Genomic DNA, 21527 nt, shown 5'->3' with positions numbered 1-21527 from the left:
GCCGATCGGCGCGGAGACCCCCATGCCGATTGACACCCGGCCTATTTCGGCGCCGCGGCTACGGTTTCGCCCGGCGGCATGATCCGGAACATGAAGCTCGACACCTTTTCCCCCGGTTTGAACGGGCCCGGGACCTGGTTGCCCACCGGCTTCACGCTTTGAAGGAATGCTGCGATCGCCGTTGCGTCATCGGCCGTCAGATGCGCAAAAGCGTGCCAAGGCATAATCGGCGCAAGGATGCGGCCGTCCGGCCGTTCGCCCGTCTGAATCGCGGCAACGATCTGCTCGGGGGTCCAACTGCCAATCCCGGTCTCCTTGTCCGGCGTGATGTTGCGGCCGACAAAAACACCCTGACCAGGAATCTCGAAGCCTACGTCCGAGCCGCCAAGAAAGCGCGACATGTCGGGCCTTCCGAAGAAGTAACCCGGCGTGTGGCAGTCGTTGCATCCGCCGATCGTGACGAGGTATTCGCCGCGCTTAATCTGCGCGTCGTCGGCAATGGCTGTGACCAAAGAAAGCGCAGCTAACAACGCGGTCAAGAACGCGAGGCGAACTGGTGTCCGAAGCATCGTTTCCTCCCTTTCGTTATCGCAACGCGGCCGGGCTTTGTGGCGTCATTACTGCACTAGCCCCGCTTGGCGCAGGCCAACGGTAAACTTCTCGGCATCCGAGGGATCCCTGAACGGCAAACGGCCGATATGCTCGACGGGGGAGTACCTCGGATTGATTTCCTTGAGTTCGCGCCAAACTTCGCCGGCCTCGTCCAATTTGCCAAGGTGGCCCAATGCTGAGGCGAGGAACGCGCGCGACAAGTCCGTGGTGGGATTGAGCGCGATACGATCCCTGAACAGAGCCGCCGCAGTCTCGTAATCGCCGACTACGAAATAAGCGGTGCCCAGGAAGTGTACGTGCTGCTGTCGTGAAATCGGATCGAGGCGTATCGCCCGTTCAATCATGGGAATGGCTTTCGCCGGCTCTCCCGTATAAATGTGAACGGTGCCCCGCATGTTGAGCGCGGGAGCGTAGTTGGGATTTAGCAACAACGCCCGGTCGGCCTCATGGGCCCATCGCTCATAGTCCCTCATGAACATGGCCACCATTGCGGCGACATAATGGGCGAAAGGGTCCTGGTCGTCCCTGGCGATCGCTTGGGCTGTGAAGCGATCGGCTTGATCAAGTGACCTCTCGGGCGCGTCGGTCCAATGGTTCTGATAATCTAGGATATAGGCCATGCCCAGACCCGCATAAGCGGCGGCGTAGGACGGATCGATCTCGATCGCCCGACGGAAATAGGTGGTCGATTGATCGAACATCTCACGATCTCTCTTGAGCCCAAGGATCAGCTCGCGACCCCTCAAAAAGAGATCGTGGGCGTTCACGTCTTTCGTGCCGCCATCGACAATCAAGGATTTCTCCGCCTCGCTGAGCCTGACCTTCAGCGCAGCAACGATTTGTTGCGTGATGTCGTCCTGGACCTCGAAAATGTCAGTGAGGTCACGGTCGTAGCGCTCGGCCCAGAGATGTCCGCCGCTTGTGCCATCGATCAGCTGGGCGGTGACGCGAACCCGGTCGCCGGCCTTTCGAATGCTGCCTTCGACAGCGAACTTGACGCCGAGTTCGCGGCATACGTGAGGGACACTGAACGTCGTTTCTTTGTAGACGAAAGCCGAGTTGCGCGCGATGACGAACAGGCCGGATGCCTTGCTGAGATCGGTGATGATATCCTCAGTGATGCCGTCACTGAAGTATTCTTGCTCCGGATCGCGGCTCATGTTGTTGAAGGGAAGGACCACGATCGATGGTCGTTCCGGGAGCGGCATCTGATCAACACCGGGCGACGACGCCACGGTGTCACGAATCCAGCGCCAGATGCGGACCGGCCGGTCGATATTCTTGACCCGCTGTTCCCCCAGATCCTCGAACGGCAACTCAATGCGATCGCGCACCTGGTCATAGACTGCCGCCGATACGCAAACACCGCCCGGTTCCGCCAATCCCTCCAAACGGGCCGCGACGTTGACACCGTCTCCGTGGATGTCGTCGCCATCGATCACCACGTCGCCCAGAAAGCTACCAAAGGGCGTTTCCCCTGATCGTGACCGACACGGAAACGTGCGCCTGTACTTTCGCGCCCTCGGCCGGTCCAAAGTCCGACTACGGGAGAAGCCGGGGACAAAGGAGTTTGAGGCCGAGGTGGCTTGTGCTGGCTAAACGTTCCCTACGCGCCTCTGAAACTCAGCGGCACCGCGGACCGAAATGAACCGGTGTCCCAGAGGGACTTTCGCTGGCTATGCCAGGAGTACAAGCGACGTGTAAGGCTCTCACCCAAAATCCTTGCTCGACGGTCATCGGTTCTCGATGAAATCTGCAACAGCGAGCACAAAAGCGGCAGCAAGCGGGGGACACTCCCCTTCGACCTCCTGGAGCGGAAGCACGTCCTCGAAATTCGAGATGATCTCCGTTCGACGCCAGGTGCTCAGAATGAGGTCGTGAAGGTCATCTCGGCCATGTACGGTTGGGCGATTGAGAACGAGATCGTCCGGAGCAATCCAGCTCTCGGGATCAAGCGCCTGAAATCTGGCGATGGATTTCACACATGGTCCGTCGCAGAGGTGCGTCAGTTCGAGGCACGCCATCCACCTGGCAGCAAGGCACGTCTGGCACTGCATCTGGGACTGTTTACGGGACTGCGTCGCCAGGATCTTGCCATCCTTGGGCGCCAGCACGTCAGGAATGGATGGCTACACATCCGTCCCCAGAAGACCAGCAAATCGTCGGGTGTCGAGGTGGAGCTTCCCATTCTTCCTCAGTTGAGGGCGACAATCGACGCCAGTGCCTGCGGTGACCTGACCTTCTTGACGTCGGAATGGGGAAAACCATTCACCGTTAATTCACTTGGTAACAAAATGCGGGACTGGTGCGATCAAGCGGAGTTGCCCCACTGCACCCTTCACGGCCTTCGAAAAGCAGGAGCCACTATAGCAGCCGAGAACGGTGCTACTGACGAGCAGCTCATGGCGATCTTCGGTTGGACCACCAAGCAGCAAACGACGCACTACACGAGGAAGGCGCAACGCCGCCGGATGGCTGGACAGGCCGCCCATCTCTTGGTTATTCCGGAACAAAATCTGGACGAAATTGTCCCACCGAAAAAGTCGATGACAAAGAGTGGGACAAAAATCAGAAAAAGGTCCGGCAAATCAACACCGGTATAAAGGTGGTGGTGCCCCTAGCCGGGATCGAACCAGCACTCCTTGCGGAACTCGATTTTGAGTCGAGCGCGTCTACCAATTCCGCCATAGGGGCTCAGGCCGGGCGGCCTGGATGGGCGCGGACTATACGGTTGGAGGCCTGTTCGTCAACTGGCCAATTCGGGGTGGTCAATTCCGGGCATGTGGCTTTCGCTCGGCCGCGGCCTTTCGATTTCGTGAAGCTACGGCCATTGTGCGGCGCGAAAAATCTTTCTAGACAGGCAGCGCATTGAAGCGCGTCGCGTCTGGAGAGATTCATCTGGCGCGCTTTTGGTCTTGGTTTTTATGCATTGTTGTCCCAAAGGCGCTGCGCATTTTGGGCGACGTGCATCAGGAGTGCCGATGCTTCGCGGACTTTACGACTGGACCTTGTCGCTGGCGGCGAAGAAATCCGCCGAATGGTGGCTGGCCTTCATCGCTTTCGTCGAAAGCTCGGTGTTTCTGGTGCCGGCCGATGTGCTCTATCTGCCTATGGCGCTGTCGCGGCCGGATCGCGCCTATCGCTACGCGCTGGTCGCCACGCTGGCCTCCGTTCTGGGTGGCATAGCCGGCTGGTACATCGGCCACTACTCCTATGACTCGGTGGCGCGGCCGATCCTTGAATTCTACGGCAAGTATGACGACTTCGAGACACTGCGCGTCTCGGCGGGCACCGGATTCATCGTCCTGATGCTGATCACCTCCGGCCTCGCCCATCTGCCGCCGATCAAGGTGGTGACGATCCTGTCCGGCGTCATCGGCACGCCTTTGCTGCTGTTCATCGTGCTGGCGATCGTGGCGCGCGGCGCCCGCTTCCTGTTCCTCGCCTGGCTGCTGCGCCGCTATGGCGAACCGATCCGCGAGTTCATCGAAAAACGCCTCGGCATGATCGCCGGCGCTGGCGCCGCTGCCCTGATTTCGCTCTATATCGTCGTCAAATACGCGTTTTAGAGCATGATCCCGAACCGAAGGTCAGCGTAGCAAAAAGTGGGCGCCGGCTTTCGGAAAAGATCATGCTCAACAACAAGGCGAACGGCAGATCGATGACAGCGACCGTGAATGCCGACCCTGGACGCCAGCGCATGCGGACGGCGTTGTTCCTCGCCGCCGCCATGGCCGCCACCGTCGGCTCAGCGCTGGCCTTCCAGCATCTCGGCGGCTACATCCCCTGCAAGCTCTGCCTGGAGCAACGCACCCCCTATTACATCGGCGTGCCGCTGATGCTGCTGGCGGCGGCTGCGTCGACATTGCGCGCCCCCGCGTGGCTGACACGCGGCCTGCTGGCCGTCGGCGGCCTGCTGATGGTCTACGGCGTCTATCTCGGCGTCTATCACTCCGGTGTCGAATGGGCGTGGTGGCCGGGGCCGACCGACTGTGCAGCGGCTGCCGGTCCTGTCGATACCGGCGGCAAGGGCGTGCTCGATGCGCTCGACAGATTCGTCCCGCCCTCCTGCGACAAGGCGGCCGTGCGCATCCTTGGCCTGTCGCTGGCCGGCTGGAACGCCATCGCCAGTTTTGTCCTGGCCGTCATCGCCTTCCGCGGCGCCTTTGCCCGCGACTGAGTTGCACAGCGCAGAGTTCGTCCAGAAATTCGTCAGGCCGGAGCGCATGACGTGGGTTTCGAGAACCGAAGCGGAGCGTACTTACAGTACGTGAGCACCGGAAGCGCAGAAGCTTCGTCAGGCGACCGGCATGGCGGATTTCTGCCGAACTCTATGGCTCCAGTTCGACATCCCAATAGAGATAATCCATCCAGCTTTCATGCAGATGGTTGGGCGGGAACAAGCGGCCATTGTTGTGCAGGTCGTGCACCGTCGGTTGAAAAGGTTTCTGCAGCGGCCACATCTTGGCGTGCGCCGGCATCATGCCGCCCTTCCTCAGATTGCAGGGCGAGCAGGCGGCGACGACATTCTCCCACGTCGTTGCGCCGCCGCGATGGCGGGGAACGACATGGTCGAAGGTCAGATCCTCCGGCGTGCCGCAATACTGGCACTGGAAACGGTCGCGCAGGAAGACGTTGAAGCGGGTGAAGGCCGGATGCCGCGATGGCTTCACATAAGCTTTCAGGCTGACGACGCTCGGCAGCTTCATCGAGAAGGTCGGCGACGACACCGCGTGCTCGTATTCGGCGACGATGTTGACCCGCTCGAGGAACACCGCCTTGATGGCGTCCTGCCACGACCAGAGCGACAGGGGGTAATAGCTGAGCGGACGGTAATCCGCGTTCAGCACCAGTGCTGGAAGCCCATCCGGAGATACGGCAACCGTCACGTCATTGACCTCCTTGGTTCAGCGTATGACCCCGAAATCGGTTCGATTTTCGGAAGGGATCATGCGCAGCTTCAAAAAGTCCTACAGCGTCCTTTGCGCATCCAACTGGATGCGCGGCGCTGTAGCCTGTCGGCGCGGATACTGTAAGCCCGACATGACAGGGATGTGAAGCGGCTTGTCGATCAATCGCAGCGCTAAAAATGCATGATTTTCATGCTTTTTTACGGATTCAGCCAGGCGGCGCGGCGTCCCTGCCCCGGGTTTCACGATAATACGCCCAAAAAAGCCGTGATGCGACACCGCGCCACGGGCTCCATGATTCGGCGAGCTTGATCAGCGTTTTCTCGGGCGGGCGCGGGTCGATGCCGAGCGCGTGGCCGACCGCGCTCTGCAGGGCAACGTCGCGTGCCGGGAAGACGTCGGGGTGGCCGGCGGCGAACAAAAGATAGACTTCCGCCGTCCACGGACCGATGCCTGACACCTTGGTCATCGCCGCGATCGCCTCCGCGGCGTCGAGCAAACAGAGATGATCGAGGTCGAGCCCATCGACCACCGCCTGGGCGACGGCGATCAGCCCGCGCTGTTTCGGCCGCGACAGTCCGGCTTCGCGAAAGATGGCTTCGTCAGCGGCAAGGATGGCTTGCGGCGTCAGCGGATCGACGAGTTTTGTCAGCCGCCCGAAGATCGCGTCGGCGCTCGCGCGGGATACCTGCTGCGAGACGATGATCGAGGCAAGGCTTCTGAACCCCGGCTCGGACAGCCGAAGCGGCACCTCGCCGGCCATGCCGCGCACCTTTTCCAGGCGCGGGTCGAGCAGGCAGAGCGCGTCGAGCCCTTGCGAGACGTCGTCGAGCGTGGCGATGCGTTGCATGTCTGCTTGTTCCCGGCGCAAAGTGGCAGATGTAATCAGGCGCAAAGTAGCAACTGGCGAAAGCGCCGCACAACCCGATTGCCGCCGAACGATGACACTCCTGACATTCCGCTTCGCGCCGAGCCCGAATGGCGAACTGCATCTCGGCCATGCCTATTCGGCGCTGCTCAATCAAAAGTTGGCCAGCACAACCGGCGGGCGGCTGTTGCTGCGCATCGAGGACATCGATACGATGCGCTGCACACCGGAATTCGAGGCCGGTATTTTTCGCGACCTGGAATGGCTCGGGCTTGGCTGGGAACAACCGGTGCGCCGTCAGTCCGAGCATTTTTCGGACTATCAGGCGGTGCTCGATCGGCTGATCAGCGAGGAACTCGTCTACCCGGCCTTCATGAGCCGTGGCGAAATCCGCGCCTTCATTGCCGACCGCGAAAGGCGCGGCCGCGACTGGCAGCGCGACCCGGACGGGGTGCCGCTCTATCCCGCCGTCGACAAGGCGTTGACTATGAGGGAACGCCAGCGACGGATGGCCGAGAATGCGCCTTTCGCCTGGCGGCTCGACGTCGATGCTGCGATGGCGCGCGTCGGCACGGGTCTGTCATGGCTGGAATTTTCCGATGAAAGCCTTTCCACGACACGCACGATAGAAGCCCGCCCGCAGGACTGGGGCGACGTGATCGTGGCGCGCCGTGAAATCCCGACAAGCTATCATCTCGCCGTCGTCGTCGACGACGCGCTGCAGGGCATCAGCCACGTCGTGCGCGGCCAGGACCTCTATTCCGCCACCGGCGTGCAGCGCCTGCTCCAGGAAATCCTCGGCCTGCCGCAACCAAGCTACTTCCACCATCGTCTGGTCCTGGGCCCGGACGGACGAAAGCTGTCGAAGAGTTTTGCCGATACCGGCCTTGCCGCCTTGCGCGAGGCCGGCGCATCACCGGAAGACGTCCGGCGGTTGGTTGGGATTTAAATCAATTCCGTTACCTCAGAGCGTCACGACGGTGCAGAACCTTTGATGGCGGAGCGAGGCGCCCCCCTCTGTCCTGCCGGACATCTCCCCCACAAGGGGGGAGATCGCCGTCACCACCGCCTTGCCGAACCGCCACCGTCGCGGGAGCGAGCGGTACGCCAAAGCTGCCAATCTCCCCCCAAGTGGGGGAGATGTCCGGCAGGACAGAGGGGGCGCGAAGGATCACGACAGATGAGCATTTATCCGAGTGGAACTGGATCATGTTTTGATCCTCCCTGACCCAGAGCGCATCCTTCATTCGAGCCTATGGATCAACCGTTTGGTTTTGCTAGCCGGGTTGAACCGCATTACAGCAGTCCCGTACAAAACCCCTCACCGAGCACGCGGCAGCCTTTCAAAAATGCGCAGCATCAAGCGGTTCATCCCCGCCTCCTTTGTCGTCCTGTGGGCGACCGGCTTCATCGGCGCGCGTTATGCCATGCCGTGGGCCGAGCCTTTCACCTTCCTGGCCGCTCGTTTCGTGCTGGCCGCCGTGCTGTTGGCCGCCTTGATGGCAGCACTCGGCTCCAGGCGAGCGACGCGCAAGGAGGCGTTTCACGCGACAGGCGCCGGCATCCTGATGCATGGCGTCTATCTCGGCGGCGTGTTCTGGGCCATCCACAGGGGCATGCCGGCCGGGTTATCGGCCTTGATCGTCGGGCTGCAGCCGCTGATCACCGCAGTGATGGCCGGCCGGTTTCTCGGTGAGGCGATCCTGCCGCGCCATTGGGCCGGTCTCACTGTCGGACTTGCCGGCGTGGTCATCGTGCTTTGGCCGAAGCTCGGCACGCTTGGCGGCGGCGTGACGGCCGAGACGCTGGCCGCCTCGCTTGTCTCGGTGCTTGGCATGAGCGCCGGCACGATCTGGCAGAAGCGCTTCGCCTCCGGCGGCGATCTCGTGGCGGCCACCACTTGGCAATATGTCGGCGGTGCATCGGTGATGGCTTTGGCCTCGCTCGCTTTCGAGACGCGAATCGTCATCGTCAATGGCGAGTTGATCTTCGCCATGGCATGGCTGGTGTTGGTGCTGTCGATCGGCGCCATCTTCCTGTTGATGGTAATGATCCGCGACGGCGAGATGTCGAAAGTCGCTTCGCTGTTCTATCTGGTCCCGGCCGTCACCGCGGTCATCGCCTGGCTGTTGTTCGGCGAACAGTTGAACCTGGTCCAGATCGTTGGCATGGCGATCGCGACGTTCGGCGTCGGGCTGGCAACCGCTCAGCCAACCAAAGCCTGATCCCAAAAAGTGGGAACCGGTTTCGGAAAAGATCATGCTCAAAACAAGAATCAGCCAACTCGCGCGCGTGCCTCCAGATAGCGGCTGATCGCGGCATTGAGTTCACCGCCGAGAATGAAGATCGCCGAGACCATATAGAGGAAGACGACCGCGACCATGATCGAGGCAAGGCCGGCATAGGTCGTCACATAGGACGAGAAACGGTCGAGATAGGCGGCGAAGATGGTCGACCCGATAAGCCAGGCAATCAGCGTGAAGATGATGCCCGGTATGATCGAGACGAAGCGGCGCTTGCCCGCAGGCAGCCAGTAATGCACCGCGAACAGCCCGCCGACGATGACGACCGAGGCGATGATATAACGCCACAGCGTGATCGTTCCCATATAGGGTTTTACCCATTCGAAATTGGCCTCGGCCAGCCGCGCCAGCAACGGCGCAAACACTAGAAGCACGCTGATCGCCAGAAAACCTGCCGTGGCGATCAGCACGAAGGCGATGCTCTGTACCCGGCGGTATATGATGCCGCGCGTTTCGGAAACGCGGTAGGCGCGGTTGAGCGAGGTGCGCAGCGCCTCGATGCCGTTCGAGGCGAAGAAGGCGGCAAGCAGCACGCCATAGGTCAACAGGTCGGTGCGCTGCACGGTGAGCACGTTGAGCACCTCGCGCGCGATCGGCTCGGCGATCTGCTCGGGCCAGGTGTCGAAGACAATATGCACGGCGGTGTCGGCGAAAGCCTGTGCGCCGAGGAAGCTGGCCAGCGTCGTGGCGAAAATCAGAAAAGGGAATAGCGCCATCAGCGCCGTGATCGCCAGATGACTGGCCATTGCCCAGCCATCGTCTGCATCGAAATGGCCGAACGCGTCATAGAGCACGCGCTTGAGGGCTACGATCTTCCGCAACAAGAACCGCGTTCCCTTCGATTGTCTCGACGCCGCGAATATGGGAAGGGATTGCGGCAAATGGCAAGCCTAGGTCAAAACACGCTTCCTCCTGGAGAAGAGTTGCGCACCATCATCATCACCGGAGCTTCTTCCGGGATAGGCGCCTATTGCACCCGGGCGCTGAAGGCGGAAGGCTGGCGGGTGTTCGCGACGGCACGCAAGCCGGAGGACATCGCCGCCCTCGAGGCCGACCGCATCGAGGCTTTCTATCTGGATTATTGCGAACCGGGATCCATCGAGACGCTGGTGGCGTCGGTGCTGGAGCGGACCGGCGGACGCCTCGATGCCCTTTTCAACAACGGCGCCTACGCCCAGCCCGGCGCCGTCGAGGACCTGCCGGTCGCGGCGCTCAGGGAGCAATTCGAGGCGAATGTCTTCGGCTGGCATGACCTCACCCGCCGTGTCGTGCCGGTGATGCGGCGCCAGGGCCATGGCCGTCTTGTCCACTGCTCCTCGATCCTCGGCCTGGCGCCGCTGCCCTTTCGCGGCGCCTATTCGGCGTCGAAGCACGCGATCGAAGGGCTGATGCTGTGCATGCATCAGGAACTCCAGGGCAGCGGCATCCATGTCTCGCTGATTGAGCCGGGGCCAGTGACATCGAAGATCGCCAGCAACGGCCTTGTGTGGTTTCTCAGGAATATCGACCGTGAGAATTCCGTGCACCGCCTCGCTTACGAGGCGCAGCTGCAACGGCTGCAGGCCGGCGGCAGCACGTCACGGCTGAAGCCCGGGCCGGCGGTGGTTCATGCGGCCTTGCGCCATGCGCTTCTGTCGCGGCGCCCGCGTCCGCATTATGTGGTAACGGTGCCGGCCAGGATCGGCGTTGTCCTCAAACGCATCCTGCCGGCATCAATGCTCTACCGCCTGCTTGCCAAACGCGCCTGAACGCAATCGACTGGAAACACTCTATGGCAACCGTCTTCAACATCCTCGCTGTTCTCGTCATGGTCGCCGTGGTGATCGTGCTGATCCGCGGCCTCATCAATATGATGCGCGGCGGCTCCGGCATGACCTCCAACAAGCTGATGCAGACGCGCGTGCTGCTGCAGTTCGTGGCATTGGTGCTGATCATGCTGGCGGTGTATTTCACCCGCAAGTGACGAGGGTGGCGATTTCGGGAGGCAGAGCGTGGTCAAGCTCAACAAGATCTACACCCGCACCGGCGACGACGGCACCACCGGCCTCGGCACCGGTGAACGGCGGCTGAAATCCGATCTGCGCATCGACGCCTATGGCACGATCGACGAAGCCAATGCCTGCATCGGCATGGCCCGCATCCACACCGCAGCAACATATCCGGCGATCGACGCTATGCTCGGCCGCATCCAGAACGACCTTTTCGACCTCGGCGCCGATCTGGCGGTGCCGGATGACGGCAAGCCGCTCGGCTATGAGCCGCTGCGCATCACCGCTGTGCAGACCGACCGTGTCGAAAAGGACATCGACCTGCTCAACAAGGATTTGCAACCGCTCAAATCCTTCGTGCTCAACGGCGGCACCCCGGCGGCGGCGGCCCTTCACCTTGCCCGCACGGTGGCGCGGCGGGCCGAGCGCATCATGGTGGCTTTGACGCAAAACCCAGGCGAGCATCTCAACCGCGAGGCGATAAGATACATCAACCGCGTATCGGACTTTCTGTTCGTCGCCGCACGCGCGGTCAATGACAATGGAAACGCCGACGTGCTATGGATTCCCGGCAAGAACCGCTGAATCTGCCGAGACGGGAGGGGTCCGATGTTCATCCCGCTTTATGACACCAACCGGCTGCGCCACATCAAGCAGCAATATGTCACGATCGGCCTGATCGCGTTCAACACGCTCATCTACTTCGCCACCGCGCTTGGCGGCGAGCAGTTCACCAACGCCGCTGTTCTAGGCCTCGGCTTTATCCCGTCGGTCGTCCACGACAGCGTCGAACTGGCTCCGCAGTTTGTGGTCATCCCGGAGAGCCTGAGCTACGTCACCTATTCCTTCCTGCATGCCGATATTTTCCATCTCGGCGGCAACATGCTGTTCCTGTGGGTGTTCGGCGACAATGTCGAGGACGCGCTCGGTCATATCCGCTTTCTCGCCTTCTATCTGCTCTGCGCCATCGCCGGCGCCTTCTTCCAGGGCCTGATCGCGTGGGACTCGCAGGTTCCGCTGATCGGCGCCTCAGGCGCCATTGCCGGCGTGGTCGCCGCCTATCTGATCCTCTATCCCAGGGTAAAGGTATGGGTGCTGGCCTTCGCCCGCATTCCGCTGCGCATCCCGGCCTTCATCCCGCTCATCCTGTGGATCCTGTTCCAGATCGTGATGTTCGCCGCCGGTGGCGAGGATCAGATTTCCTGGGCCTGCCATGTCGGCGGCATCATCGCCGGGGCCGTGCTGGTGCTCGTCTTGCGCAACCGCGGCGTACCGCTGCTTGCCGGTGCGGATGAAGAGGCAGCGGTGGTCGCCGGCCAAATGCCTGTTGCCGCAGAGCCGGCGCCAGGCGAACCGCTGCCGGCGTCGCGCTGGGGACGGGGAACCGCCTCCAGTCCCGACTGAACCGATTTGAGTGCGGCGCGGATGATTTGGGCGCGTCCCGGATATTGACGTGCGGGGTCGCCGCAACTACGGAAGCGTTCCCACACCGATGCATGTCGCGCAAACTGTGCAGCGGTTTTGCGATAACGGCATGCATGGAACACATAACCTGAAGCGCGTCGCGTGAGGTCGGCCACATACGACGCGCTTTAGACGGTCGGAGACCAGAATTCCGTCCGGAATGTCGGCTTTCGACAACTCTGAAGAGGCGCACACTGCTATAGCGCGCCCGACTATCTTGAAAGAGGTGGCTATCGTGAAAGAGGTGACAGGCAAATGAAGATCCTTGTGCCCGTGAAGCGGGTTGTGGATGCGAATGTCAAGGTTCGTGTGAAGGCTGACGGTTCGGCGGTGGAACTCGCCAACGTCAAGATGGCGATGAACCCGTTCGACGAGATCGCGGTCGAAGAGGCGATCCGGCTGAAGGAGGCCGGCAAGGCGGAGGAGATCATCGTTGTCTCGATCGGGCCGCAGCAGGCGCAGGAGACCTTGCGCACCGCGCTCGCCATGGGCGCCGACCGCGCCATCCTGGTCAAGACCGACGAGCAGACCGAGCCGCTGGGCGTCGCCAAGGTGCTGAAGGGCGTGGTCGAGGCGGAAAAGCCCGGTCTCGTCATTCTCGGCAAGCAGGCGATCGACGACGATTCGAACCAGACCGGCCAGATGCTGGCCGCACTTCTGGGCTGGGCGCAAGGCACTTTTGCCTCCAAGGTCGTTATCGATGGCGACAAGGCCAAGGTGACGCGCGAGGTCGATGGCGGCCTGCAGACGGTGGAGCTGAAGATGCCGGCGATTGTCACCGCGGATCTTCGCCTCAACCAGCCGCGCTATGCCTCGCTGCCCAACATCATGAAGGCCAAGAAGAAGCCGCTCGACGAGAAATCTCCCGCCGATTACGGCGCCGACGTCAAGCCGCGGCTGAAGGTGATCAAGACCGAGGAGCCAGGCGGCCGCAAGGCGGGCGTCAAGGTCAAGAGCGTCGCCGAACTGGTCGACAAGCTCAAGAACGAAGCTGGCGTGCTGTAGGGCTGGGAAGGGACAAAAAGATGACAATTCTTCTGATTGCCGAACACGACAATGCGACGCTTTCCGACCAGACCGCCAAGGCGCTTTCGGCTGCACTGCAGATCGGCTCCGACGTGCATGTGCTGGTCGCGGGCAACGGCGCCAAGCCGGCAGCGGACGCCGCCGCCAAGCTCAAGGGCGTGAGCAAGGTGCTGCTTGCCGAAGCCGACGAGCTCACCGAGCGTCTCGCCGAACCGCTGGCGGCGCTGGTCGTCGGCATGGCCGATGCCTATGACACGATCGTCGCGCCGGCGACCTCCTCGGGCAAGAATGTCGCGCCGCGCGTGGCAGCCCTGCTCGATGTCGCGCAGGTGTCGGAGATCATCGAGATTGTCTCGCCCGACACCTTCAAGCGGCCGATCTATGCCGGCAACGCCATCCAGACGGTGCAGTCGAGCGACGCCAAGAAGGTGATCACCGTGCGCACCGCCTCCTTCCAGGCTGCACCCGAGGGCGGTTCAGCCCCGGTCGAGACGGTTCAGGCAGCAGTCAATCCCGGCCTGTCGAGCTTCGTCGAGAATAAGCTTTCCGAGACCGACCGTCCGGAGCTGACTTCGGCCAGGATCATCATCTCGGGCGGCCGCGCGCTGGGCTCCTCGGAGAAGTTCCAGGAAGTCATCCTGCCGATCGCCGACAAGCTCGGCGCCGCCGTCGGCGCCTCTCGTGCCGCAGTCGATGCCGGCTATGCGCCGAACGACTGGCAGGTCGGCCAGACCGGCAAGGTGGTCGCACCCGATCTCTACATCGCCGTCGGCATCTCTGGCGCCATCCAGCATCTTGCCGGCATGAAGGATTCGAAGGTCATCGTCGCCATCAACAAGGACGAGGAGGCGCCGATCTTCCAGGTCGCCGACTACGGCCTCGTCGGCGACCTTTTCGTCATTCTGCCGGAACTGCAAAAGGCGCTTTGACGCCTTCTGCCAAAGCGTATTAAATTGTGAAGGGCGGGGTAGACGAAGTCGCCCCGCCCTTTTAGTTTGCACCGCACAAAAAGCAGGCCGCAAAGCCATTTGACGGGAACGGTGTAATGAACAAGATCGAGACGATCGGCATCATCGGGGCGGGCCAGATGGGCGGCGGCATCGCCCATGTGTCCGCGCTGGCGGGCTACAAGGTGCTGGTTTACGACATCTCGCCCGAGCGCATCGAAAAGGGCATCGCCACGATCAGCGGCAACATGGCCCGCCAGGTCGGCTCCGGCAAACTCGAAGAAAAGCTGCGCAACGAGGCGATGGCGCGCATTTCGTCAGCACCGACCATGGCCGACCTTGCCGGTGCCGATCTGGTGATCGAGGCAGCGACCGAGGACGAGACGGTCAAGCGCAAGATCTACGCCCAGCTCTGCCCGCAGCTCAATCCGGAAGCCATCCTGGCGACGAACACCTCGTCGATCTCGATCACACGTCTCGCCGCGCAGACCGACAGGCCGGAGCGTTTCATCGGCATCCATTTCATGAATCCGGTTCCGGTGATGAAGCTGGTCGAACTGGTGCGCGGCATCGCCACCGAGGACCAGACCTTCGAAGCGGCAAAGGCTTATGTGAACCATCTCGAGAAGACGATCACCGTCTCGGAGGATTTTCCAGCCTTCATCGTCAACCGCATCCTGCTGCCGATGATCAACGAGGCGATCTACACGCTCTATGAAGGGGTCGGCTCGGTCGACGCGATCGACACCGCCATGCGGCTCGGCGCCAACCATCCCATGGGACCGCTGCAGCTTGCCGATTTCATCGGCCTCGACACCTGCCTGTCGATCATGCAGGTGTTGCATGACGGCCTGTCGGATTCGAAATACCGGCCCTGCCCGCTGCTGGTGAAATATGTCGAGGCCGGCTGGCTCGGCCGCAAGACCGGACGCGGCTTCTACGACTATCGCGGGGAGCATCCGGTTCCGACGCGCTGAGGCATGCCATTGCAGGCGACAGCGACCCCATACCGATATCCAGCCTCGCGCTGCTTTGCGGAAGTCGAACCCGTTTCGGGGCCAGGCAGTCGCTACCAACGCACGAAAAGCCGCCCGCCGAGCGCTCCGAGCGCGGCGAGGATGGCAATCGCGATCGTATACCAGGTGGCAACGAAGAGCGGCGAGTCGTCGAAGCAATGTGCGGCATAGAAAGTTGCCGCCAGCCCGCCGGCGAGCAGGCCCGCCACGGCTCCGGCAAGCACCGGCCGCGTCGGCGCACCATAGCGCAGCACCGCCAGGAAGACGGCAAGCGGACCGATGCCGATCAGCGGAATGAAGCTCAGGCAGATAACCATGTTGCTGCCGACCAGCCGCCTGCCCCAGTCGGCCGCAGGCACCGAAAGGAGTTCCAGACCCACCGCTACGGCCACCAGCAGCGGTGCGGCAATCATCAAGGCCGCCGCCCTGCTCGTCGCTGCACCGGGTGTCGACAGGGCGCGGATCAAGGCGAAGGCGCTGACAGCCAGAGCCATCGTGAACACGAACTTGGCAACGAAACGCGTCGTATAGATGGCGGTGGCGATGTCGGTGCGTGGGCCGATCGCCAGCCAGAACACCACCGCCGCGATCAGTGTAGCCGCACCGGCGCCTATCCACCAGGCCGAGCCAAGCGGCATCGCCGTGCTGCGGACATCGGCGTCGAGCGCCTTGATGAGATCGTCGGTCCTCATGTCATTCCCGCCTGAACTGCTTGGCTCCGAACCGTTTGGCAATGGCTGCGAGACCGCGATGCAGCGACACGCGCACCGCCGTCTCGCTGATGCCGAACCTCACTGCCGTCTCGCCGATGGAGCGGCCTTCGACCGACACCGACGAAACCACCGAACGCTGCGCCGGCGGCAGGCCGTCCAACGCCCGGTTGATGTCACGCCCGCTGACCGTTTCGGCTTCCGGTTCGGCGAAGGTCTCGGCGATCTCGTCGATCTCGATCTCGACGCGCCGCCCGCGCCGTCGAAAGGCATCGATCAGCTTGAAGCGCGCGATGGCGTAGACCCAGGGCAGCACAGGTAAATCCTGGCGCCAGGTATGCCGCTTCACATGAATGGCCAGCAAGGTTTCCTGCACGACATCCTCGGGATCGACCCCGCCCTGAACGATCTTGCGCCTGATGAAGCCGCGAACGAGAGCAGCCGTCCGGCGCAGAAAGTCGGCGTAAGCCCTTTCATCTCCCGCGATCGCGGCCCGCATCAGCCGGGAAAGCTCGGCCTCGTCCTTGCCGGTCACAAGAGTTAACTCCCCAGTATTCGCGCCTCGGCCCGATTTGTTACGTGGCCGGCGAAATAATGTCCAAGCCAAAGTAAAGGAATATCACGAAGGTTTCACCTCCGGCGCCCGATTACGCAGCTCACCAATCTTGACTACCCCGATCAGGAATTGATAGTGCAGCCATGCTAAATCAAAGACCATCGAGATCGAGCGGGATGACGTCCATGAAACATGCTCTTTCCGTCCTTGCCGGAGCCACAGCACTTGCAATCAGCCTGGTCGCCAGCCCGGTTATGGCCCAGGACAGCGGCATCGTCGTCTACAATGCCCAGCATGAGAGCCTGACCAATGCCTGGGTGGAAGGTTTCACCAAGGAAACCGGCATCAAGGTCACCGTTCGCCACGGCGGCGACAGCGATTTTTCCAACCAGATCGTTGCCGAAGGCGCCGCCTCGCCGGCCGACGTGTTCCTGACGGAAAACTCACCCGCCATGGTGCTGGTCGAGTCATCAGGCCTGTTCGCGCCGGTCGACGCCGACACGCTGGCGCAGATTCCCAAGGAGTACCAGCCGGCCAGCGGCAAGTGGGTGGGCATCGCCGCGCGCAGCACCGTCTTTGCTTACAACAAGACCAAGCTGACCGCCGAGCAGTTGCCCAAGTCGCTGCTTGAACTCGCCGATCCGAGCTGGAAGGGACGCTGGGCCGCTTCGCCGTCCGGCGCCGATTTCCAGGCGATCGTCAGCGCACTTTTGCAGCTCAAGGGTGAGGCCGCAACGGCCGACTGGCTGAAGGCGATGAAGGCGAACTTCACCGCCTACAAAGGCAACAGCACGGTGATGAAGGCGGTCAATGCCGGCGAGGTCGATGGCGGCGTGATCTATCACTATTATTACTACGGCGACCAGGCCAAGACCGGCGAGAACAGCAGCAACGTCGGGCTGCACTATTTCAAGAACCAGGACCCGGGCGCCTTCGTCTCGGTTTCCGGAGGGGGCGTGCTGGCCTCCAGCAAGCACCCGAAGGAAGCCCAGGCCTTCCTGAAATGGGTGACCGGCAAGGGTGGTCAGGACGTGCTGAAGACCGGCAATTCCTTTGAATACGCGGTTGGCAAGGGTGCGGAGTCCAATCCGGCGCTGGTGCCGCTGGCCGATCTGCAGGCGCCGAAGGTCGACGCGACGACGCTGAACTCCAGGAAGGTGACCGACCTGATGACGGCAGCCGGCTTGCTTTAGTTCGCGTTCGTCCTAAAACGGCAGCCGACTGCGCTCCTGCGGGAATTTCGAGGTGGCATTCGTCCATGACGACAAGCTGCATTTTTGGCCGTGTTTGCGGCTCTGCGACCGTTTCCGCCAGCGGGCGGCAACGGCTCGGCGTCTGAGCTGATGCTGCCTGCGGCCGACCTTGCACGTTCAGGCTTGCCGACCGGCATGGTGGCTGTGCATTGGAGGCGCCGGCGGCCGATATCCTGGATTTCGCTCGCCGCCATCCTGGTCTCACTGTTCTCGCTGCTGCCGCTCGCCTTCATCATCTGGATTGCCGTGCAGACCGGCTGGGACACCGTATCGGCACTGGTCTTCCGGCCACGTGTTGGCGAGCTCCTGGTCAACACCCTGCTTTTGGTGGTGCTGGCGGTGCCGATCTGCATCGTGCTCTCGGTGGCGCTGGCCTGGCTGACCGAACGCAGCAGCCTTCCCGGTGCACGCCTGTGGGCCTGGCTGTCGGTGGCGCCGCTCGCCATCCCCGCCTTCGTCCACAGCTACGCCTGGATCACCCTGGTGCCGGGACTGCACGGGCTGTGGGCCGGCGTCCTGGTTTCAGTCGTCGCCTATTTCCCGTTCCTCTATCTGCCGGTGGCGGCAGCCTTGCGCCGGCTCGATCCTGCTCTCGAAGACGCCGCGGCAGCCGTCGGCCTCGGGCCATGGCGCGTGTTCCGGCGGGTCGTGCTGCCGCAGCTCAGGCTCGCCGTTTGCGGCGGCTCGCTGCTGGTCGGCCTGCATCTCCTGGCCGAGTACGGCCTCTACGTGTTCATCCGCTTCGATACCTTCACCACCGCGATCGTCGACCAGTTCCAGTCGACCTTCAACGGCCCCGCCGCCAACATGCTGGCTGCGGTGCTGGTGACATGCTGTTTCGTGCTGCTCGGGATCGAAGTGCTGGTGCGCGGCGAGGAGCGCTATGCCCGCGTCGGCTCGGGCGCCGCGCGGCAGCAGCAACGCACAAGGCTCGGCCGCGCCACCATCCCGTGCTTGGCTCTGCCCGTTGTCACCGCGCTGCTGGCGCTCGGCGTGCCGTTCGTCACCATCGGCCGCTGGCTTGTGGCCGGCGGCGCCGATGTCTGGCGCCTCGATGAGATCGGCCTGGCGCTCGGCCAGACCCTGTTCCTGGCGCTCGCCGGCGCCCTGCTCGCCACTATCGCCGCCATGCCGATGGCCTGGATTTCGATCCGGGCACCGGGGCCGCTGCAGCGCCTTCTGGAGGGCTGCAACTACATCGTCGGCTCGCTGCCCGGCGTCGTCGTGGCGTTGGCGCTGGTCACCATCACGGTGCGCATCGCGCTGCCGCTCTATCAGACCCTGTTCACGATCCTCGTTGCCTATGCGCTGATGTTCCTGCCGCGCGCCCTGATCAGCCTGCGAGCATCGATCGCGCAGGCACCGGTCGAGCTCGAGCGCGCCGCCGCCAGTCTCGGCCGGCCACCGCTCAGGGCGCTGTGGTCGACGACGATCCGCCTGTCGGCGCCGGGTGCCGCGGCGGGCATGGCGCTGGTGGCGCTCGGCATCATGAACGAATTGACCGCCACGCAGATGCTGGCGCCCAACGGCACCCGCACGCTGGCGATGGCGTTCTGGGCCCACAGCGGCGAGATCGACTATGCGTCCGCCGCACCTTACGCGCTCATCATGGTGGCGATGTCGCTGCCGCTGACCTGGCTGCTCTACGTCCAGTCGAAGCGGATGGCCGGGCGATGAGCTTCCTCGAACTCACCGATGTGCACAAGCACTACGGCCCGGTGGCCGCACTGGCCGGCGTCGACCTCAGCGTGGCCAGCGGCAGCCGCACGGCGATCGTCGGACCGTCAGGCTGCGGCAAGACGACCCTGCTGCGGTTGATCGCCGGCTTCGAAGCGCCGGACCAGGGTCGCATCGTGCTCGACGGCGAGGTGCTGGCCAATGGCGACGCCGCGGTGCCGGCATATCGGCGCGGCATCGGCGTGGTGGCGCAGGACGGCGCCCTGTTCCCGCATCTGAGCATCGCCGCCAATATCGGTTTCGGCATGCGGCATCACGAGGACAAGCGCAGCGAGCGTATCGCCGAGCTCGCCTATATCGTCGGGCTCGACAAGGCGATCCTGAAACGGCGGCCGCACGAGCTCTCAGGCGGCCAGCAGCAGCGTGTGGCGTTGGCCCGCGCCATGGCCATGAAGCCGCGGCTGATGCTGCTCGACGAGCCGTTCTCGGCGCTCGACACCGGCCTGCGCGCCTCGATGCGCAAGGCGGTGGCCGAGCTTCTGGAGACCGCCGGCATCACCACGATCCTGGTCACGCACGACCAGGCCGAGGCGCTGTCCTTTGCCAGCCAGGTCGCGGTGATGCGCGACGGCAAATTCTCGCAGGTCGGCACGCCGCGCGAGCTTTATCTCAAGCCGAAGGACCGGATGGTCGCCGAATTCCTCGGCGACGCCATCATCCTGCCGGCCAGGATCGCGGACGGCTTCGCCAGCTCGCCGCTCGGCCGCATCGCCGTCGACAGCACCGAGCGGCGCGATCTCGTCCGCATCATGCTGCGGCCGGAACAGGTGCTTTTGAAACGGACATCGCGCGAAGGCATGTCGGGCACGCCGGACATGCTGTTCGGCGAGGTCACGGAATCCGAATTCGCCGGCTCGATGTGCACCATCGCGGTGCGGCTCTTGAACAGTCCCGATCCGCCGGACGCAGCCGCGATCGGCAACACGCCACTGGTCCTGCGCAAGCCGGGCATGGACACACCGACGGTTGGCGAGATCGTCCGGCTGACGGTGTCGGGCAAGGCGCATGTGTTCGCCTGAACGGTCTTGCGTCTGGCGCGGTTCGCCGGTCAGGCCGACAGGCCAGCTTCAATCGACCCGCTTGCCGGCCTGATCGAACCAGTGCAGCTTTTCGGACTTGGCCACGACACGCAACTGGTCGCCGGGCTTTGCGGTGGCGCGCCCTGAGACGCGCACGATGATACGGCTGCCGGCTGCGGCGCAGTGAAGAAAGCTTTCGGCCCCGACCGGCTCGACCGCTTCGACTGCCGCCGGCAGGACGAGCGCACCGGGCAGCGCCTCCGCATTGAGGGTGACGTCGGCATCTTCAGGGCGAAACCCCAGCGTCACGGCTTGCGTTCCGGGAGCCGCAAAGCCGATCGCGGTGCCGTCAGCCAGTATCGGGCCTGAGGAACTTCCGGTCAGCGCCAGGAGGTTCATCGGCGGCGCGCCGATGAAGGAAGCGACGAAGATCGACGCCGGCTTTTCGTAGATGTCGAGCGGCGCGCCCGTTTGCTCGACCAGCCCGGCGTTCATGACAACAAGGATGTCGGCCAGCGTCATCGCCTCGAGCTGGTCGTGGGTGACATAGACCGAGGTGACGCCGAGCGTGCGCTGCAAGTTCTTGATCTCGACCCGCATCTGCCCGCGCAATTTGGCATCGAGATTGCTGAGCGGCTCGTCGAACAGGAAGACCTTCGGATTGCGCACGATGGCGCGGCCCATGGCGACACGCTGGCGTTGACCGCCGGAAAGCTCGCGAGGCCGCCGGTCGAGCAGCGCCGAAAGCTCCAGCACCTTGGCGGTCGAACGCACCCTGCTGTCGATCTCGTCCTTCGGCGTGCCGCGATTGCGCAGGCCATAGGCCATGTTGTCATAGACTTTCATATGCGGGTAAAGCGCGTAGTTCTGGAACACCATGGCGATGTCGCGCTCGGTCGGGCCGATGGCGTTGACCACTTTGCCGTCGATGGCGACCGTACCGGCGGAAATGGTCTCCAACCCGGCGATCATCCTCAGCAGCGTCGACTTGCCGCAGCCGGATGGGCCGACCAGCACGCAAAGCTCCTTGTCGGGAATGGCGATGGAGACCCCCTTCACGGCTTCGACGCCGCTGGGATAGACCTTCTTCACGTCCTTCAGATCGACGGTCGCCATCA

Annotated in this window: 23 protein-coding genes and 1 tRNA gene; 15 read left to right on the top strand and 9 right to left on the bottom strand. The window is 63.0% G+C overall.

The features are described from left to right. Positions 1-41: 41 nt before the first annotated feature. Both AC0L2M_RS25515 and AC0L2M_RS25510 read right to left on the bottom strand, forming a co-directional pair. Entirely contained in the window at positions 42-569 is a 528-nt protein-coding gene (locus AC0L2M_RS25515) for a cytochrome c (RefSeq protein WP_473536226.1), read from the bottom strand. 48 nt (positions 570-617) lie between these two features. Further along, on the bottom strand, positions 618-2054 hold the full coding sequence (locus AC0L2M_RS25510) for an adenylate/guanylate cyclase domain-containing protein (protein WP_473536225.1): 1437 nt from the start codon (positions 2052-2054) through the stop codon (positions 618-620). 435 nt (positions 2055-2489) lie between these two features. Here AC0L2M_RS25510 and AC0L2M_RS25505 point away from each other — a divergent pair, with 435 nt between their 5' ends. Then, entirely contained in the window at positions 2490-3215 is a 726-nt protein-coding gene (locus tag AC0L2M_RS25505; protein WP_245277582.1) for a tyrosine-type recombinase/integrase, read from the top strand. Between the two features lie 6 nt (positions 3216-3221). Here the strand turns inward: AC0L2M_RS25505 and AC0L2M_RS25500 are convergent. Continuing rightward, a tRNA-Leu gene (locus tag AC0L2M_RS25500) sits at positions 3222-3306 on the bottom strand. Between the two features lie 287 nt (positions 3307-3593). Here AC0L2M_RS25500 and AC0L2M_RS25495 point away from each other — a divergent pair. After that, entirely contained in the window at positions 3594-4181 is a 588-nt protein-coding gene (locus AC0L2M_RS25495) for a YqaA family protein (protein WP_473536224.1), read from the top strand. Positions 4182-4273: 92 nt separating this feature from the next. Then, positions 4274-4792 carry a disulfide bond formation protein B gene (locus tag AC0L2M_RS25490; RefSeq protein ID WP_419697156.1) on the top strand — a complete coding sequence of 173 codons (519 nt, stop codon included), beginning with the start codon at positions 4274-4276 and terminating at the stop codon, positions 4790-4792. Between the two features lie 151 nt (positions 4793-4943). On the opposite strand, the gene AC0L2M_RS25485 is transcribed toward AC0L2M_RS25490, so the two are convergent. Further along, positions 4944-5501, bottom strand: a complete 558-nt coding sequence (locus AC0L2M_RS25485) for an HNH endonuclease (RefSeq protein ID WP_023797250.1) — start codon at positions 5499-5501, stop codon at positions 4944-4946. Between the two features lie 229 nt (positions 5502-5730). Further along, positions 5731-6372, bottom strand: coding sequence for a DNA-3-methyladenine glycosylase family protein (locus tag AC0L2M_RS25480; RefSeq protein WP_023797249.1), 642 nt, complete (start codon positions 6370-6372; stop codon positions 5731-5733). 91 nt (positions 6373-6463) lie between these two features. Between AC0L2M_RS25480 and gluQRS the strand changes: the two genes are divergently transcribed. Continuing rightward, a complete protein-coding gene (gene gluQRS / locus AC0L2M_RS25475; RefSeq protein ID WP_473536223.1) occupies positions 6464-7339 on the top strand; it encodes a tRNA glutamyl-Q(34) synthetase GluQRS in 876 nt (291 codons plus the stop codon). Positions 7340-7739: 400 nt separating this feature from the next. Then, positions 7740-8615 (top strand): DMT family transporter, encoded by an 876-nt coding sequence (locus AC0L2M_RS25470; RefSeq protein ID WP_473536222.1) that lies wholly within the window; start codon positions 7740-7742, stop codon positions 8613-8615. 50 nt (positions 8616-8665) lie between these two features. Here AC0L2M_RS25470 and AC0L2M_RS25465 read toward each other — a convergent pair whose 3' ends face one another. Then, complete coding sequence (locus tag AC0L2M_RS25465; RefSeq protein ID WP_031254136.1) at positions 8666-9517, bottom strand: YihY/virulence factor BrkB family protein; 852 nt, start codon at positions 9515-9517, stop codon at positions 8666-8668. A gap of 57 nt (positions 9518-9574) precedes the next feature. Here AC0L2M_RS25465 and AC0L2M_RS25460 point away from each other — a divergent pair, with 57 nt between their 5' ends. From AC0L2M_RS25460 to AC0L2M_RS25430, 7 genes are all read left to right on the top strand, one after another. After that, complete coding sequence (locus tag AC0L2M_RS25460; protein ID WP_473536221.1) at positions 9575-10441, top strand: SDR family oxidoreductase; 867 nt, start codon at positions 9575-9577, stop codon at positions 10439-10441. A 23-nt stretch (positions 10442-10464) separates the two neighbouring features. Then, positions 10465-10656 (top strand): twin transmembrane helix small protein, encoded by a 192-nt coding sequence (locus tag AC0L2M_RS25455; RefSeq protein ID WP_023797244.1) that lies wholly within the window; start codon positions 10465-10467, stop codon positions 10654-10656. Positions 10657-10684: 28 nt separating this feature from the next. After that, entirely contained in the window at positions 10685-11266 is a 582-nt protein-coding gene (locus AC0L2M_RS25450) for a cob(I)yrinic acid a,c-diamide adenosyltransferase (RefSeq protein WP_091600130.1), read from the top strand. 24 nt (positions 11267-11290) lie between these two features. Further along, positions 11291-12085 carry a rhomboid family intramembrane serine protease gene (locus AC0L2M_RS25445; RefSeq protein ID WP_287238175.1) on the top strand — a complete coding sequence of 265 codons (795 nt, stop codon included), beginning with the start codon at positions 11291-11293 and terminating at the stop codon, positions 12083-12085. Between the two features lie 315 nt (positions 12086-12400). After that, entirely contained in the window at positions 12401-13150 is a 750-nt protein-coding gene (locus AC0L2M_RS25440; protein WP_023797241.1) for an electron transfer flavoprotein subunit beta/FixA family protein, read from the top strand. Positions 13151-13170: 20 nt separating this feature from the next. Next, positions 13171-14100 carry an electron transfer flavoprotein subunit alpha/FixB family protein gene (locus AC0L2M_RS25435; protein WP_027153367.1) on the top strand — a complete coding sequence of 310 codons (930 nt, stop codon included), beginning with the start codon at positions 13171-13173 and terminating at the stop codon, positions 14098-14100. A gap of 116 nt (positions 14101-14216) precedes the next feature. Further along, positions 14217-15095: a 3-hydroxybutyryl-CoA dehydrogenase gene (locus tag AC0L2M_RS25430; RefSeq protein WP_023797239.1), complete on the top strand. Its 879-nt coding sequence runs from the start codon at positions 14217-14219 to the stop codon at positions 15093-15095. A 92-nt stretch (positions 15096-15187) separates the two neighbouring features. Here AC0L2M_RS25430 and AC0L2M_RS25425 read toward each other — a convergent pair whose 3' ends face one another. Together AC0L2M_RS25425 and AC0L2M_RS25420 are read right to left on the bottom strand one after the other, a co-directional pair. Next, positions 15188-15826 (bottom strand): NrsF family protein, encoded by a 639-nt coding sequence (locus AC0L2M_RS25425; protein ID WP_473536220.1) that lies wholly within the window; start codon positions 15824-15826, stop codon positions 15188-15190. Position 15827: 1 nt separating this feature from the next. Next, on the bottom strand, positions 15828-16379 hold the full coding sequence (locus tag AC0L2M_RS25420) for a sigma-70 family RNA polymerase sigma factor (RefSeq protein WP_287290939.1): 552 nt from the start codon (positions 16377-16379) through the stop codon (positions 15828-15830). A gap of 206 nt (positions 16380-16585) precedes the next feature. Here AC0L2M_RS25420 and AC0L2M_RS25415 point away from each other — a divergent pair, with 206 nt between their 5' ends. From AC0L2M_RS25415 to AC0L2M_RS25405, 3 genes are all read left to right on the top strand, one after another. Then, positions 16586-17593 (top strand): iron ABC transporter substrate-binding protein, encoded by a 1008-nt coding sequence (locus AC0L2M_RS25415; protein ID WP_473536219.1) that lies wholly within the window; start codon positions 16586-16588, stop codon positions 17591-17593. A gap of 150 nt (positions 17594-17743) precedes the next feature. Beyond that, complete coding sequence (locus AC0L2M_RS25410; protein WP_419694864.1) at positions 17744-19330, top strand: ABC transporter permease; 1587 nt, start codon at positions 17744-17746, stop codon at positions 19328-19330. Next, a complete protein-coding gene (locus AC0L2M_RS25405; protein ID WP_128176056.1) occupies positions 19327-20409 on the top strand; it encodes an ABC transporter ATP-binding protein in 1083 nt (360 codons plus the stop codon). Before AC0L2M_RS25410 ends, AC0L2M_RS25405 begins: the two co-directional genes overlap by 4 nt. A 48-nt stretch (positions 20410-20457) precedes the next feature. Here AC0L2M_RS25405 and AC0L2M_RS25400 read toward each other — a convergent pair whose 3' ends face one another. Beyond that, on the bottom strand, positions 20458-21525 hold the full coding sequence (locus AC0L2M_RS25400; protein WP_473536218.1) for a sn-glycerol-3-phosphate import ATP-binding protein UgpC: 1068 nt from the start codon (positions 21523-21525) through the stop codon (positions 20458-20460). Positions 21526-21527: the final 2 nt, after the last annotated feature.

The sequence above is a fragment of the Mesorhizobium sp. WSM4806 genome (assembly GCF_055811635.1).
The sequence above is the reverse complement of the archived record's forward strand: the minus strand, read 5'-3'. Positions and strand labels throughout refer to the sequence as shown.

Coding starts and splice junctions, on each gene's coding strand:
- AC0L2M_RS25515 (WP_473536226.1), bottom strand. CDS start 569: ATGCTTCGGACACCAGTTCGCCTCGCGTTCTTGACCGCGTTGTTAGCT.
- AC0L2M_RS25495 (WP_473536224.1), top strand. CDS start 3,594: ATGCTTCGCGGACTTTACGACTGGACCTTGTCGCTGGCGGCGAAGAAA.
- AC0L2M_RS25490 (WP_419697156.1), top strand. CDS start 4,274: ATGACAGCGACCGTGAATGCCGACCCTGGACGCCAGCGCATGCGGACG.
- AC0L2M_RS25480 (WP_023797249.1), bottom strand. CDS start 6,372: ATGCAACGCATCGCCACGCTCGACGACGTCTCGCAAGGGCTCGACGCG.
- gluQRS (WP_473536223.1), top strand. CDS start 6,464: ATGACACTCCTGACATTCCGCTTCGCGCCGAGCCCGAATGGCGAACTG.
- AC0L2M_RS25470 (WP_473536222.1), top strand. CDS start 7,740: ATGCGCAGCATCAAGCGGTTCATCCCCGCCTCCTTTGTCGTCCTGTGG.
- AC0L2M_RS25460 (WP_473536221.1), top strand. CDS start 9,575: ATGGCAAGCCTAGGTCAAAACACGCTTCCTCCTGGAGAAGAGTTGCGC.
- AC0L2M_RS25455 (WP_023797244.1), top strand. CDS start 10,465: ATGGCAACCGTCTTCAACATCCTCGCTGTTCTCGTCATGGTCGCCGTG.
- AC0L2M_RS25445 (WP_287238175.1), top strand. CDS start 11,291: ATGTTCATCCCGCTTTATGACACCAACCGGCTGCGCCACATCAAGCAG.
- AC0L2M_RS25440 (WP_023797241.1), top strand. CDS start 12,401: ATGAAGATCCTTGTGCCCGTGAAGCGGGTTGTGGATGCGAATGTCAAG.
- AC0L2M_RS25435 (WP_027153367.1), top strand. CDS start 13,171: ATGACAATTCTTCTGATTGCCGAACACGACAATGCGACGCTTTCCGAC.
- AC0L2M_RS25430 (WP_023797239.1), top strand. CDS start 14,217: ATGAACAAGATCGAGACGATCGGCATCATCGGGGCGGGCCAGATGGGC.
- AC0L2M_RS25425 (WP_473536220.1), bottom strand. CDS start 15,826: ATGAGGACCGACGATCTCATCAAGGCGCTCGACGCCGATGTCCGCAGC.
- AC0L2M_RS25415 (WP_473536219.1), top strand. CDS start 16,586: ATGAAACATGCTCTTTCCGTCCTTGCCGGAGCCACAGCACTTGCAATC.
- AC0L2M_RS25410 (WP_419694864.1), top strand. CDS start 17,744: ATGCTGCCTGCGGCCGACCTTGCACGTTCAGGCTTGCCGACCGGCATG.
- AC0L2M_RS25405 (WP_128176056.1), top strand. CDS start 19,327: ATGAGCTTCCTCGAACTCACCGATGTGCACAAGCACTACGGCCCGGTG.
- AC0L2M_RS25400 (WP_473536218.1), bottom strand. CDS start 21,525: ATGGCGACCGTCGATCTGAAGGACGTGAAGAAGGTCTATCCCAGCGGC.